The organism is Paraburkholderia sp. NMBU_R16, from assembly GCF_013282575.1.
In the GTDB taxonomy this organism is placed as follows: Bacteria; Pseudomonadota; Gammaproteobacteria; order Burkholderiales; family Burkholderiaceae; genus Trinickia.
The window spans coordinates 1-14,512 of the sequence record NZ_JAAAYE010000034.1 but is presented as its reverse complement, the minus strand read 5'-3'; the positions used below and the strand labels follow the sequence as shown (position 1 = coordinate 14,512).

Genomic DNA, 14,512 nt, shown 5'->3' with positions numbered 1-14,512 from the left:
GCCTGTTATGTCCCGCCCCATGTTCGAGAAGATTCCCGTGCGTGCCCTGAGCGACACGGTCGCGCAGCAATTGCTCAAGCAGATCGAAAAGGGCACGTTCGCGCGAACCGGGAAACTTCCGACGGAAGCCGTGCTGGCGCAAGAGTTCGGCGTGAGCCGAACCGTTATTCGCGAGGCCGTGTCGCGTCTGAAGAACGAAGGCGTGGTCGAGCCACGCCAGGGCAGTGGCGTGTTCATCGTCGAGCGGGCCGGCATCCGGCCGTTGCGGATCGATTATGCGGAGGCGGTGGAGCCGAGCGCCGTCGTGCAAATCCTCGCACTGAGGCGCGCGATCGAAGCGGAAGTCGCCTCCGAGGCTGCGATGCGCCGTACCGCGGCCGATATGGCGGCTATCGATGCAGCCCTCGCCAAGATCGACGCGGCGGTGGCGGAGGGAGACGACGGCGTCGCCGAAGACGTTGCGTTTCACCGTGCCATCGCCGTGGCGACGGGCAATCCGTACTTCCTCAAGACGCTGACGTTCCTCAATCAATACCTGGAAGCGGGCACTGTGGTGACGCGTCGCAACGAGGCGCTGCGCGGCGACTTTGCGCGCCAGGTGCGCGAAGAACATGCCGCGATCGTGGCCGCGATTCGTGCTGGCGACCCGATGGCCGCGCGCAATGCCGCCTGCACGCACATGTACAACGCCGCTCGGCGGCTGGCAGAAGCCGGAATCTGCCGCTGAGCTTCATCGCGCGTCGTCGAGCGGGCGGCGTGCGCTTCAATTCAGTAGGACTCCTTATTATCTGCAGAGGTCGAGCATGTCGAGAAATGTCGGTGTTATTGGGCTGGGTGCCATGGGCCTCGGCGTGGCCCGATCGTTATTGCGCGCCGGGTTCACCGTGCATGGGTGCGACGTGCGCCGCGACGTGCTCGATGCGTTCGCCGCACAGGGCGGCGTCGCCTGCGCCGACCCGGCGGAACTCGGACGCCGTTGCGAGGTGGTTTTGACGCTCGTCGTCAATGCCGCGCAGACCGATGCAGTGCTCTTCGGTGAGAACGGCGCCGTACCGGCGATGTCGCGCGGCGGTGTCGTCATCGCGAGTGCGACCGTGGCACCCGAGTATGCCGTTGCGCTCGGCAAGCGTATCGAGGCGGCGGGGCTGCAAATGCTGGACGCGCCCGTGTCAGGCGGCGCCGCGCGGGCCGCATCGGGCGAGATGACGATGATGACGTCGGGGCCGGCCGCCGCGTACGAGGGCTGCAACGACGTGCTCGAAGCGATCGCCGCAAAAGTGTATCGGCTGGGCGCGGCGCACGGTATCGGCTCGAAAATCAAGATCGTCAATCAGTTGCTGGCGGGCGTCCACATTGCCGCGGCGGCCGAGGCCATGGCACTGGGTCTGCGCGAGGGCGTGGACCCCGAGGCGCTCTACGAGGTCATCACGCATAGCGCCGGCAACTCCTGGATGTTCGAAAACCGGGTGCCGCACATCCTTGCGGGCGATTTCACACCGTTGTCGGCCGTCGACATCTTCGTGAAGGATCTCGGCCTCGTGCTCGACACCGCGCGGCGGAGCAAATTCCCATTGCCGCTCTCGGCTGCGGCGCATCAGATGTTCATGACGGCATCGAGCGCTGGCCACGGCGGCGAGGACGATTCGGCCGTGATCAAGGTGTTCCCAGGCATCGACCTGCCGGCGGGCGGCCGCAATAACGACAAAGAGGCCGCGCAATGAGCGGGGCACAGCCAGGGCGTGCGCTGCTGGGATGCATCGCCGACGATTTCACCGGTGCGACCGATCTTGCGAACATGCTTGTGCGCGGCGGCATGCGCACGGTTCAAACGATCGGTGTACCCGAGACCCCTGAAGTTGCCGCGGCCGCACGTGGTGACGACGCACTCGTGGTTGCACTCAAGTCGCGCACGATCGATGCGGCCGATGCGATCTCTCAGTCGCTCGCCGCGCTCGAATGGCTGCGCGCGCAAGGTTGCCGTCAGTTCTTCTTCAAATATTGTTCGACTTTCGATTCGACCGATGCAGGCAACATCGGCCCGGTGGCCGAGGCGCTCCTCGATGCCCTCGCCGATCTGCCCGGCAGCGGTTTGACCATTGCCTGTCCCGCTTTTCCGGAAAACGGACGCACCGTTTATCGAGGACATCTGTTCGTCGCCGATGCGCTCCTGAACGAGTCGGGTATGGAGAACCATCCGCTCACGCCGATGCGCGATCCCAATCTCGTGCGCGTGCTCGAACGGCAAACCCAGGGCGCAGTCGGGCTCGTGCGCTATGACGCGGTTGCGCGCGGCAGCGATGCGGTGCGCGCCGCTTTGGCGGCCGAACAGGCCAAAGGCGTGCGCATTGCGATTGCCGATGCGATATCCGACAGCGATCTGCACACGCTGGGCGCGGCATGCGCCGATATGGCGCTCCTGACGGGCGGCTCGGGTCTCGCGCTCGGTCTGCCGGAGAACTTTCGTCGCGCGGGGTTGCTGTCAGCGGCGCGCGATGCGGGGGCATTGCCGCGCGTCGATGGCGGTGCGGCCGTGCTGGCCGGCAGTGCATCGAGAGCGACGCTTGCGCAAGTGGCGGCGTGGCGGGCGTCTCGCCCCGCTTTTCGCATCGATCCGCTCGCGCTGGCCCACGGCGAGCCGCTCGTCGAACGGGCAGTGGCTTTCGCACGAGAGCACTTCGATGCATCGGCACCCGAGCCGGTACTCGTCTATGCCACGGCCACACCTGACGAGGTGCGGGCCGCCCAACACGAGCTCGGCGTCGAGCGCGCCGGAGCACTCGTCGAAGCCGCGCTTGCATCGATCGCCCGCGCGCTTCATGCGCTGGGCGTACGCAGGTTCGTCGTCGCAGGCGGCGAGACATCCGGCGCCGTCGTGCAAGCGCTCGGCGTGCGCGCGCTGCGCATCGGCGCACAAATCGATCCGGGTGTGCCCGCAACGGTGAGTATCGGACCGACCCCGCTCGCGCTGGCGCTCAAGTCGGGCAACTTCGGCGGCGTCGACTTTTTCGAGAAGGCGCTGCGTCAACTCGGCGGAGCGGCGTCATGACGGTCTTGCTCAATTTGCGGCAGGCTGAATCCGCGGCGCGCGAAGAGATTTGCGCGACCGGTGCGAGCCTCTACGCGCGAGGCTATACGGTCGGCACGGCGGGGAACATCAGTGCGCGACTGGACGACGGCTGGCTCATCACGCCGACCGACGCATGCCTCGGTCGGCTCGATCCGGCGCGCATTGCCAAGGTCGATCTGGACGGGCACCCCGTTTCGGGGGACAAGCCGTCGAAAACGCTTGCGCTGCATCGTGCGATCTATGAGGCGAGTCCCGCGTCGCGCGGCATCGTCCATACGCATTCGACGCAGCTCGTGGCACTCACGCTCGCCCGGCCCGAGGCGGGCGGTGTATGGCGCGAGGACGACGTACTGCCGCCGATCACGCCGTACTACGTGATGAAAGTGGGCCATGCGCCGCTGATCCGTTACCGCCGACCTGGCGACAGCGAAGTTGCACGAGAAGTCGCCGCGCTGGCGGCAACCGTGCGAGCCGTCCTGCTCGAACGGTTGGGGCCCGTGGTCTGGGAGCGTTCCGTTTCGCACGCTTCGTATGCGCTCGAGGAATTCGAAGAGACAGCGCGGCTGTGGCTCATGACGACGCCGCGCCCGGAACCGCTCGACGAAACGGCGCTCGACGAATTGCGGCAGACGTTCGGCGCCCGCTGGTAGCGCGGCAGACCCGGCGTAGCAGTGCAGCACCACAGATCCAACGAAGCCGGCGGCCCGCATCCGCGCGACCCGCGAAGGCAAATATAGGAGACATTCGATGGGAATCACCCAAGCCCCGCATGCGGCGCTATCCGGCGCCAGCCCGGCCGTCCCGCCCGGCGCGCTCGCCGCTCCGCTGCCGCCTGCCAGCGCTGAACTCGAGGGCGCATACCGCCGCGTGTTCTGGCGCATCGTTCCGTTTCTCATGCTTTGCTACGTGGTCGCCTATCTCGATCGCGTCAATGTCGGTTTCGCCAAGCTGCAGATGTCTCAGGATCTTGGTTTCAGCGAGACCGTGTTCGGCCTCGGCGCCGGGATCTTTTTCTTCGGTTACTTTCTTTTCGAACTGCCGAGCAACTTGCTGATGCATAAGCTCGGCGCACGAATCTGGATCGCTCGAATCATGATTACATGGGGGATCCTGTCGGGTCTCTTCATATTCGTGAAGACGCCGATGCAGTTCTATGTATTGCGCTTTGCGCTGGGATTGGCCGAGGCCGGCTTTTATCCGGGCGTGATCCTTTACCTGACCTACTGGTTTCCGTCGCACCGGCGCGCCAGGATCATCGCGGTGTTCATGTCCGCGATCCCGCTGTCGGGCATCTTCGGAAATCCGCTGTCCGGTTGGATCATGCAGACGTTTCACGGAACCCACGGCTTCGGCGGCTGGCAGTGGATGTTCATCATCGAAGCGTTGCCGGCACTCGCGATCGGTGTCGCGACGATCCTGTACCTCGACAACGGCATCGCTCATGCAAAATGGCTCTCGGCGCGCGAGAAATCGTTGCTCGAAGCCGAAATTGCCGCGCAGCCGCAGCAGCATCGCGACGCGGGCGCGCATCGGCTCGGTGCCGTTTTTCGCGACGCGCGTCTGTGGTGGATGTCGTTGATCTACTTCTGCTTCGTCACCGGGCAATACGGTCTGACGTTCTGGATGCCGACGCTCGTGAAGGCGACCGGCGTATCGGGCGCATTCAATATCGGGCTCATCAGCGCGGTTCCCTTCCTGTTCGCGATCGTCGTGATGAATGTATTCGGGCATAGTGCGGACAAGCGCCGCGAGCGCCGCTGGCATCTGATCGTCCCCGCATTGGCGGCCGCTATCGGTTTCGTCATCGCAGCCTCGTATGTGCAGAACACCGTCGTGGCCGTCACGTTCCTCGCACTTGCCGCGGGCGGCGTGCTGACCTGCGCGCCGCTTTTCTGGTCGCTGCCCACCGCGTTCCTCTCGGGCACCGCCGCCGCGGCCGGTATCGCGATCATCAATTCCGTCGGCAATCTGGCCGGATTCGCGAGCCCCTATATGATCGGCTATCTCAAAGATCTCACGCACAGCACGAGCTCGGGCATGTATGTGCTGGCAGCGACACTCGTGCTCGGCGCGCTAGCCGTCTGGCTGACGCCCGCGAGGCTCGTGAATCGCTGAGTCGGGCAGCGTGCGGCGCGCGCTCGGGCGAGCGCCGCGACGTTGCACGCGATGCGCCCCTCGACACTGAAAGGAGTCCTATCATGCCGCGCTTCGCCGCGAATCTGACGATGATGTACAACGAGTATGCGTTCCCCGATCGCTTCGCCGCCGCGGCGAGGGACGGGTTCGCGGCCGTCGAGTACCTGTTTCCCTACGATTTTTCCGCGCAGGAGTTGAAAGCCCGGCTCGACGCCAACGGTCTCGTGCAGGCGCTTTTCAATGCGCCGCCCGGCGACTGGGCAGCGGGCGAGCGCGGTTTGGCATCGTTGCCCGGGCGGGAGGAAGCCTTCGCCCGGGGCGTCGATCGTGCGCTCGAGTACGCTGCCGTGCTAGGCAACGACAAGATCCATGTGATGGCCGGGCTAGCCGGCCCCGGGGACGATCGTGCGCGTCATCGCGACACCTATTTGAGCAATCTCGCGCTCGCCGCTGACAGGGCGCGCAGCGCCGGCATCACGATCTTGATCGAGCCGATCAATACACGCGATATGCCCGGCTATTTCCTTATCCGGCAAGACGACGCCCAGGCGATCTGCCGCGAGATCGGAGCGCCGAATCTGAAGGTGCAGTTCGATTGCTATCACTGCCAGATCGTCGAGGGCGACCTCGCAACCAAGCTCGAGCGCGACATCGCGGGCATCGGACATATCCAGATCGCGGGCGTTCCCGAGCGGCACGAGCCGGATATCGGCGAGCTCAACTATCCGTATCTGTTTTCGCTCATCGACGCATTGGGTTACGACGGCTGGATCGGCTGCGAATATCGGCCGCGCGCGGGCACGTCCGAGGGGCTCGGCTGGTTCGCTCCATACAAGCGCTAGGCGCCATCGCCCAGCGGCACGAATCGTCAGGATGCCAAACGAACTGAAAGTGGACGACGAGGGATATTCCAGATGAAGGTACTGATCACCGGAGGTGCGGGCTTTCTCGGTCAGCGGCTCGCGCGCAGGCTGCTCGATGAGGGCGCACTGCCCGATTCGCAGGGCCGCACCCAACCCATCGACGAATTGACGTTGCTCGATGTCGTGCCCGCTCCGAGCGCGGGCGATACGCGCGTGCGCAGCGTAGTCGGCGATATTGCCGAGCGGCACGTGCTCGAAGACGCGATCGATCCGGACACTTGCGCGATTTTTCATCTGGCGGCGATCGTGAGCGGTCAGGCGGAAGCGGACTTCGATCTCGGCATGCGGATCAACCTCGCCGCGTCGCGCCAATTGCTCGAGGTCTGCCGCGCACGGGGACATCGTCCGCGCGTCGTGTTCACGAGCTCGGTCGCGGTCTACGGCGGAGCCCTGCCCGAGATCGTGCGCGACGACACCGCGCTCGATCCGCGCTCTTCGTACGGAATGCAAAAGGCGGTCGCCGAGCTGCTGCTCGCCGATTACACCCGCCGCGGCTTCGTCGACGGCCGCGTCCTGCGGTTGCCGACCATCAGCGTGCGGCCGGGGCGGCCCAATGCCGCAGCGTCCTCGTTTGCGAGCGGTATCGTGCGCGAGCCGTTGGCCGGCGAGACCGCCGTGTTGCCGGTCGACCCGGCAACGCGCCTGTGGCTGCTTTCGCCGCGGGCCGCGATCGAAGCCTTGGTGCACGGTTATGCGCTCGATGCGTCGCTGCTTGGTGAAAGGCCGATCGTCAATTTGCCGGGCTTGTCCGTCAGCGCCGCGCAGATGGTCGATGCGCTGCGCGAGGTGGCAGGCGACGCCGCTGCCGGGCGCGTCGTTTATCGACGTGACGAACGTATCGAGCGCATCGTCGGCAGTTGGCCGGGACGGTGGGACACGAGACGTGCGGAATCGCTTGGGTTTATCGGCGACCGTGACTTCGTCGATGTGATCCGGGCATACCTTGCGGACGATGCGCCACGCGCCTAGCACCCGAAACGCCGGCCCCATTTGATTTAAATCAATTAAAAAACGGGGTGCGTTTTAAACGGTTGGAAGATAACGGCCGCAATCGTTTGCGGATTATTTTTATTGCCATCGGGTTATGGAGCACTTCAGAAAGTAATTTACCCCGCCGTTATTGCCTTCAGTTACAAAGGAATGACGGCCATGGGATTGCCTGTACTCGTGGTGGACGACTCGACGCTCGCCCGCCGTTTGCTGATCAACGCGTTACCGGACGCGTGGGATATCGATGTGTCTCAGGCGTCGAACGGCTCCGACGCCATCGCGGCATACCGCGAAGGGCGCGCTTCGATCATGTTTCTGGACCTGACGATGCCGGGCATGACGGGTTTCGATGTCCTCGAAACGGTGCGTGCAGAAGGACTCGACAGCTTCGTCATCGTCGTATCCGCCGATATCCAACCCGAGGCGCGAGTGCGTGTGAAAGCACTGGGTGCCGTCGCCTTCGTCGAAAAACCCGTTTCCAGTGAAAAGCTGTTGCCCATCCTGAAAGAGTATGGACTCTATGAGTGACGCGATCTTGAGCGGCGACCGGCGCGACGCGCTTCAGGAGATCGCCAACATCGGGATGGGGCAGGCCGGGGCGAGACTGGCGGCATTGCTGGGCCGGTTCATTCATCTTTCCGTGCCGCGCATCCGCATGGTGGACACGGTTTCGTTACCGTCCGCCGTGCGCGACATGCTCGACTTTACCGAGCCTGTCACGGCGCTGCGTCAAAGCTTTCGCTGCGATATAGCCGGTGAAGCCATATCGTTGTTCGATAGCCGAGGCGCGGCGCACATGAAGTTCGTCTTCCGGACCGACGAGTCTGAACTCGCGTCGCCCGAGGAGGCCGACGAGCAGGATATCGAAGCGTTGTCCGATGTCGCCAATCTCATCGCAGGGGCCTGCCTGACGGGCCTGTTCGAGCAGATCGGGCAGGTGCCGACATTTACGCCGCCGCGCGTGATGGGCGCGCATCTCGATCTCGAAGACATCCTCAACCCGTCGAAATTGCCGTGGGACAGGGCGTTGCTGCTCGAGGTGACCTTGCAGACGGAAGATGGCGTGTTCGGATCGCATCTGCTGACGCTGATGACGGCGAAGGCGGTCGAGGCGCTGGTCGCCGCGCTCGACGGATTCCTCGCCAATCTCTGACGAAGTAGACGAGGCAGAGGCAGTCAATGGAAATGCCCGATACCGCCCGGCTTGCCGAGCTAGCGCTCGAGCGGGTTCAACTGGGGATTTTCGCGGTCGATCGCGACTATCGCATCGTGATGTGGAATCGCTTCATGTCCGAGCACAGCGGCGTTTGCGCCGAGGCCGCGCGCGGACGCAGCATCTTCGAATGCTTTCCCGATCTGCCGCATGCGTGGCTCAAGCGCAAGTTCGATACCGTGTTCCTGCTGCACAGCGGCTCGTTCTCGTCGTGGCAACACAGGCCGTGGCTGCTGCCGTTCGAACACGATTGCCCGATCACCGGATCGTTCGACCGCATGCAGCAGGATTGCGCGTTCATGCCGCTCATGGAAGACGGCCAGGTCGTGGCTGTCTGCGTGACGATTGCCGATGTGACGGAGCTTGCCGCCGCCTGGCGCGAAAAAGAGGCGGCGCTGGAAGCGCTGCGCGATTCGTCCGAGCGCGATGCGCTCACGGGCCTGTTCAATCGGCGCTACATCACACGGCGCCTCGAAGGCGAGTATCGCGCCTGGCAGGCGAGCGGCGAGGTGTTTTCCGTGTTGCTGTTCGACATCGACCACTTCAAACACGTCAACGATACGTACGGCCATCCGGCCGGCGACGCCGTATTGCGGCGGATCGCCGCGACCGTCGCGGATGAGATCGGCGACACGGGCGTACTCGCGCGCTTCGGCGGCGAGGAGTTCATGGTGATCCTTCCGCATTGCGATCCGGCCGGCTCGCGAGCGGCCGGCGAGCGCATTCGTCAAGCGATTGCCGGCGATGGGATCGTGCTGCCGGATGTGCGGCTGAGTGTGAGCGTCAGCGTCGGCTGCGCGACGGTGCGCGAGGGCGCGGCGAGCGTCGAGCTGCTCGTCGACGAGGCCGATCACGCGCTCTACGATGCCAAACGCGGCGGGCGCAATCGTGTCGCGGTGGCCGTGGCGCATGCTTGACGCAGCCGCGGCCGCTGCCGCGGCGCGAAATCTCTCGACGCGGCCGGTTGCCGATAAGCGCTGCGGCGTTCGAACGGTCGGCCGCGACTAACCCCTTTTTCGTATTGCCTCTCGCTGCTTCGCCTCTCGACGCAAACGTGCGGCGGCGTTCTCATAGCATCGATTTCCCTTCGTCACGGGTATATCTGGCACATGAGCTCTTCGATACGGGGCTTGGGGGGCACTCCGGAAAACAACGTCAATCGGCCTCCCGGCGATACGGCCTCGAAAGAGGTCATCAAACCGGGATCGCCGGCCGGGCGACCGGCTGCGCTGAGCGAGCTTCCGCATTTTCGGGGTATGAGCCAAGGGGCGTTGGCGAGGCGTGCCCAGCTTACGGGACCGGTACGCATCGATCTTTTTCCTGCGAGTGGGGGCCGGCCGCCGCTGCCTGCCGCCTATGCTTCGAAGGTTTCGCTCTCCAGGGCGCCGCTCGAATCCACCGGCCGCAAGACGACCGGCGACGCCCATTGGGCAACGGGATTTGCTGCGCGGGCACCGGAATGCGCAGCGTCGTTCATGAGCGATGTGAGGTACGAAGGCCCCGGCTTTCAGCATGACCCGCAACACTATGCGGGGGTTGGCCGTGGGGCCGGCGCGAATTTCCTGGCTTATTGCGCCGCGCTGGGCGAGCCTTTCCCGGGGCGACTGGGGCGCTTGGGCCTCGACTTCTATGAGGCGGTGGGCTATCGCCACGATTGGAACGTGGGCAGCGACCGCAAACCTCCGTTCTTACCGCACACCCTGCAACACTACGAACATGCGGCGCGCAATGCGCATTTCGACCCGTTCGAACGTCTGGTCGCGAAGATATATACGGCTGCGACAGCTCATCATGAGTCGGAGCGCGTGCGGGCCAAGTGGTACAAGTTGCTCGGCGATGCCGTGAAAGCGGGTGACGTGAACCGCGAGGAGGCAGCCGCAATGCTCTTGCAGTGTCAGATGTTTGCCGTCGTCGATCAGAACGAAATTCTTGCTACCGCTCGCTCGTTTCACCAGAGCTACGTCCGCCTCTCGCTACTGGTGGGGGAATGGGGTGAGCGCGACGACACCCCGCTCGCCAGAATCGATCCCGCAACGTCCGCGCAGATGTGCGGCCCCGAGTATTACGATGACATTGGCTCGGCGGCTTGGCATGCAAGGTTTTGGGACGAGGGGATTCAGTACCTTTTGAAAGACAAGCTGGTCGATGAACCGACGTTGGCAAAATTCAAACTGCCCGATGTCCAGACCATACGCGACCGTATCCCGACCGAAGGGCCGGGCTACCGCGCAATCTACGCGGGGAACATCGCAGTATTCAATGCGTTCGAGGCGGACGCCACGCTGACGCACGAACAACTGATCGAGATCGGCACGCGGGCGGTCGATGCGAATTTGATCGGCCGCGGGACCGAGCGGCTCGCGCAGATGTCCCCGGAGGATCCGCAGCGGGAAGGCTTGGTGTTGCTGCTCGAAGCAATGCAGCGCGCTGACGCCGAACCGCTTTCGGAAGCGCGTTTGCAAATGCAGGTATCGATGGCGGCCATGCTTGGCGACGAAGCGATCATGCCGGTGAAGTATGAGGACTGGGTGGGGAAGGAGCCGTCAGCGCCAAAGCGTGAGCGCCCTGGTGCCGCGGCGTTCAGATGCACGAGCCGCAAACCGGACGTTCACGCGAGGGATCGGCCCGTTTTAACGACGCGTGTACACTCCGCTATGACGACGATCGGCGCAAAGTACAAGCGGGCCGTAGGCGGGACGCAGGGGTGCTTGGCCCGGCGCTCGGGTCTTTCAATCGAGACAGTCTCGCCTCCCCGTTGCATGCGTTAGCGATCCGTCGGGACGCGGAGAAAGCGACGCATGAGCCGAACCCCCACCCATTCGCCCGTTTCGAACCTGCTCGAGGAATTGAAACGAAATAATGCCGCCCTGCAAGAGCGGGCCGATCGTCTCGAACGGCAGCTGACGAGTCTCGATGGGCGCTTGCAACTGAGGGCGCGGGAGCAGACGCAATCGCTGCTCTCGACTCAGCTCGACCTCGATGCGCAATTTGGCCGGCTCGCCGAGTGCAGCCCGGACGTCATCTGCCGTTACGATCTCCAGTGCCGCCTCGTCTACGCGAACTCCGCTTTGCAGGCCACGCTTGGCCGCCCGCTGGAGACGCTGCTCGGAAAAACCCCGAGCGAGCATCATCCGGGAGAAACGCTCGCGGTGCTTCATCAACGGCTCGCCGAAGTAATTGCATCGGGCTCGCCGCAGGAACTAGGGATGTCGTTGGCGGATCCGAGCGGGACCGTCCGCCATCACCATATCCGCATCGTTCCCGAGCGCGGGCCCGCGAAAGAGGTCATTGGCGCGCTGGCGCTCGGGCGCGATATCACCGAATGGCGCAATGCCGAAGAAAGACTGCATGCGAGCGAACAGGCGTTTCGCGCCGTCGTCGAACATTCACCCGACTATATCGCCCGCTACGACCGCGCCTTGCGCCGTACCTACGTCAACCCGGCGTTGCTCAACTTTGCGCCGAACGTGATCGGTCGATCTCCCGCGGAGCTGTCGCCCATCGTCGATACCGGCCGATATATGGCGCAGCTCCGATATGTTCTCGAAACAGGAAACGAGATCACCGACGAAATGCGGTTTCGCGACGGTTCGGGCGCGCTTCGCTGGGGGCATATGCGCGTGGTGCCGGAGCTGGCGCCTGACGGGACGGTGGCAAGCGTTCTTGCCATCTGCCGCGATATCGACGAGCTCAAACGCAACGAACAATTGTTTCGCACGCTGACCGAGAATCTGCCCGATTTCATTGCGCGCTTCGACAGCGCCGGGCAAGTGATCTACGCCAATCCGGCCGTCTCGGCCGCATTCGGGAGTGCGCAGCGGCAAGCGGCCGGCGGGCGTCCGTTCGAGTTCGCCGCGAACGACGACGCGGACTTGAAGCAGCGCCACATTGCCGCGGTCCACCACGCTTTCATCAGCAAAGAGCCGAACGAGGCCGAAGTCCAATGGGCGACGCTCCAAGGGGAGCGCATTTTCGAGGTGCGCTACATTCCCGAGAAAAGCGCCGGAGGAGAGGTCATCAGTGTGCTGGGTCTCGCCCGGGACATCACCCGTTTGCGCCTCATGGAGCGGGCGCTGCGGGACAGTGAACGCGCATTTCGGACGCTCGCCGAAAATGCGCCCGACCCGATCGCCCGGTATGACCGCAACTGCCGGCGCACGTATGTCAACCCCGAGTTCGAGCGCGCGAGCGGCATCAGAGCCGCCGAGCTGCTTGGCGGCAGCGCCGGGAGCTTGCCGCGCGCTCCGCGCGGCGCCGCGCGCGAGTTCAAGGCGAGGTTGAAGCAGATCATGGTGAACGGCCGGCCTGCGAAGTTCGAGCTTTCGGGTGATCACGATGGCCGACATGAATGTTGGTACGTGCACGCGGTGCCCGAGTACGATACCGCGGGTGCGGTCCAGGGCGTACTGACGATTTGGCGAGACATTACCGAGCGCAAGGACGCAGAGCATCGTGTGCATGAGTCCTATGAATTGTTGCGCGAGCTGACCTCCAAGCGCGAAACGGCGGTCGAGGAGGAGCGCAAGCGCATCGCGCGCGAGATGCATGACGAACTGGGACAGCATTTGACGGCGCTTCGCATGGGCGCGTCGACGCTTCGGCTGCGCTTCGGCACCGATAACCCCGAACTCGCCGAGCATGTTCGAAAGCTCGTGACGCTGGCGGATCAGACGATGCGCGTGGTTCGCGATGTAGTTTCGTCGTTGCGGCCGGCGGTGCTCGATGCGGGTATCGCGGCGGCGCTCGAATGGCTCGTTGCGGAGTTCGGGCACAACGAACCGCCGACGTGCAGGCTCCAGATGCCGGAAGAGGTGCCGCCGCTGGCCGAGGATCACGCCGTTGCCCTGTTTCGCATCGCCCAGGAAGCGTTGACCAACGTTCGCCGGCACGCACGCGCGCAACATGTCGTCGTCACGCTCGAGCATGACGCAAGCTCGTGCACGTTGCGCGTCCGCGATGACGGGCGCGGCTTCGATCCGGTGGCGATCCGCAAACGGTCTTTCGGATTGGCGGGGATGAGGGAGCGCGTGTCGATGCTGGGCGGCACGCTCTCTATCGTCAGTGCGCCGGGGGAAGGGACGGCGATCGAGGCGATGGTGCCGCTCCAACCGCGCTCGAGCGGACGGGTGGTGGTACCGCGTAGTGTCAATGCGGAGCGGTGAGGGGCGATTACCATTTCGACACCCGTTGGCGCCGTTCGCATGTGAGCTTGCACGCAGGCGGCTCTCTCGTTATCCTTCGGCACATTATTCATATAAATACCGGGCCAAAATGGACAACGCTTATCGATATGGCATACATGACGGGCTCACGCCTGCCGAACTGTTTTTCTTGATAGTGCTCGACGAAACTTGCAAACAAGCCGGCGTCGAGGACGTGGTAAGTGTCTCCATGGTCTTGCTCGGGCAGCGCTTCATTCCTACACGCGGAAAATTCAACGGTGCGGTAAAGGGAACATCAGTTGCGTCCGTCGTTTCGCGGAGGTTGCTCCCCTATGAAATCAAACACAAAGTATTGCCTACGGTTACTTCATTCACGAGCTTGGTTCTGCTTAGGATAAAGTTCACCCAGAACCTTGGGGTATTCGTTGGGCGAGCAATTCCGGGCATCGGATGGGTTCTGCTCGCGTCCGATGTTTCGATAATCGTTTTCCGCTCTATCAACGTTTATAACAGCATCGTGAAAGCAGAGGATCGCCTGTAAATGTTCGAGCAAAACGACGCATGGACGAAGCTCGTTGAGTTTTTCGAGTTGCGAGTCGAGAAACCGGTTATCGGTAAAAACCGATTTACGCGCGATACAGATCTTTATCATGATCTCGATATGGAGCCTGACGAGATAGAGCGGGTTCTGCGTGAATGGTCTGCTGAGTTCAACGTTGATACCCGTGACTTTGATCTCGGCCACTATTACCCCGCGAGCAAGCTGAATAGGAAGGAGTTCTTCTTGACAGTGCTCAAGGCTCCGTTTAGTCGAGAAGCGCGTGAGACGCTAGGTGGCTGGCAGTTGACGATGGGAATGCTGGAGGAGGCAATGCTGAAGGGAAAGCTGGTGACCTAGCAGCTTGCTGAAATACCACTCGCCTGGTCATCGGACGAGGTGGCCGAAGCGTTGATAAGAAAGCCCTGTCTGCCTCCTGAAGATCATGCGCGGTAGCGACACATTCACCGAGAAGTTGTTCAC

General features: G+C 63.4%; 14 protein-coding genes. All 14 read left to right on the top strand.

Features of this window, described 5'->3' with window-relative positions; translation table 11 throughout:
* The first annotated feature begins 19 nt into the window (after positions 1 to 19).
* Positions 20 to 727 carry a FadR/GntR family transcriptional regulator gene (locus GWC77_RS17840; protein WP_173259218.1) on the top strand — a complete coding sequence of 236 codons (708 nt, stop codon included), beginning with the start codon at positions 20 to 22 and terminating at the stop codon, positions 725 to 727.
* The gene (ltnD, locus tag GWC77_RS17835) at positions 612 to 1,721 is read left to right on the top strand and encodes an L-threonate dehydrogenase (protein ID WP_367949058.1); all 1,110 of its coding nucleotides are present in this window, start codon (positions 612 to 614) and stop codon (positions 1,719 to 1,721) included. The genes GWC77_RS17840 and ltnD overlap by 116 nt, the downstream gene beginning before the upstream one ends.
* Complete coding sequence (otnK, locus tag GWC77_RS17830; RefSeq protein WP_173259131.1) at positions 1,718 to 3,046, top strand: 3-oxo-tetronate kinase; 1,329 nt, start codon at positions 1,718 to 1,720, stop codon at positions 3,044 to 3,046. Before ltnD ends, otnK begins: the two co-directional genes overlap by 4 nt.
* Positions 3,043 to 3,717, top strand: coding sequence for an aldolase (locus GWC77_RS17825; protein WP_173259129.1), 675 nt, complete (start codon positions 3,043 to 3,045; stop codon positions 3,715 to 3,717). The genes otnK and GWC77_RS17825 overlap by 4 nt, the downstream gene beginning before the upstream one ends.
* Positions 3,718 to 3,814: 97 nt before the next feature.
* Positions 3,815 to 5,182: an MFS transporter gene (locus tag GWC77_RS17820; protein ID WP_173259127.1), complete on the top strand. Its 1,368-nt coding sequence runs from the start codon at positions 3,815 to 3,817 to the stop codon at positions 5,180 to 5,182.
* Positions 5,183 to 5,265: 83 nt separating this feature from the next.
* Complete coding sequence (gene otnI, locus GWC77_RS17815) at positions 5,266 to 6,045, top strand: 2-oxo-tetronate isomerase (protein WP_173259126.1); 780 nt, start codon at positions 5,266 to 5,268, stop codon at positions 6,043 to 6,045.
* Positions 6,046 to 6,117: 72 nt separating this feature from the next.
* Positions 6,118 to 7,095, top strand: coding sequence for a D-erythronate dehydrogenase (gene denD / locus GWC77_RS17810; RefSeq protein ID WP_173259124.1), 978 nt, complete (start codon positions 6,118 to 6,120; stop codon positions 7,093 to 7,095).
* A 180-nt stretch (positions 7,096 to 7,275) separates the two neighbouring features.
* Entirely contained in the window at positions 7,276 to 7,644 is a 369-nt protein-coding gene (locus GWC77_RS17805) for a response regulator (protein WP_173259122.1), read from the top strand.
* On the top strand, positions 7,637 to 8,269 hold the full coding sequence (locus GWC77_RS17800) for a chemotaxis protein CheC (RefSeq protein ID WP_173259120.1): 633 nt from the start codon (positions 7,637 to 7,639) through the stop codon (positions 8,267 to 8,269). Before GWC77_RS17805 ends, GWC77_RS17800 begins: the two co-directional genes overlap by 8 nt.
* Before the next feature lie 32 nt (positions 8,270 to 8,301).
* Positions 8,302 to 9,246: a sensor domain-containing diguanylate cyclase gene (locus GWC77_RS17795; RefSeq protein ID WP_254367021.1), complete on the top strand. Its 945-nt coding sequence runs from the start codon at positions 8,302 to 8,304 to the stop codon at positions 9,244 to 9,246.
* 213 nt (positions 9,247 to 9,459) lie between these two features.
* Complete coding sequence (locus GWC77_RS17790; protein ID WP_173259116.1) at positions 9,460 to 11,097, top strand: hypothetical protein; 1,638 nt, start codon at positions 9,460 to 9,462, stop codon at positions 11,095 to 11,097.
* Positions 11,098 to 11,127: 30 nt separating this feature from the next.
* Positions 11,128 to 13,491: a PAS domain-containing protein gene (locus GWC77_RS17785; protein ID WP_173259114.1), complete on the top strand. Its 2,364-nt coding sequence runs from the start codon at positions 11,128 to 11,130 to the stop codon at positions 13,489 to 13,491.
* Between the two features lie 109 nt (positions 13,492 to 13,600).
* The gene (locus tag GWC77_RS17780) at positions 13,601 to 14,032 is read left to right on the top strand and encodes an STM2901 family protein (protein ID WP_173259112.1); all 432 of its coding nucleotides are present in this window, start codon (positions 13,601 to 13,603) and stop codon (positions 14,030 to 14,032) included.
* Entirely contained in the window at positions 14,033 to 14,389 is a 357-nt protein-coding gene (locus tag GWC77_RS17775; protein WP_173259110.1) for a DUF1493 family protein, read from the top strand.
* Positions 14,390 to 14,512: the final 123 nt, after the last annotated feature.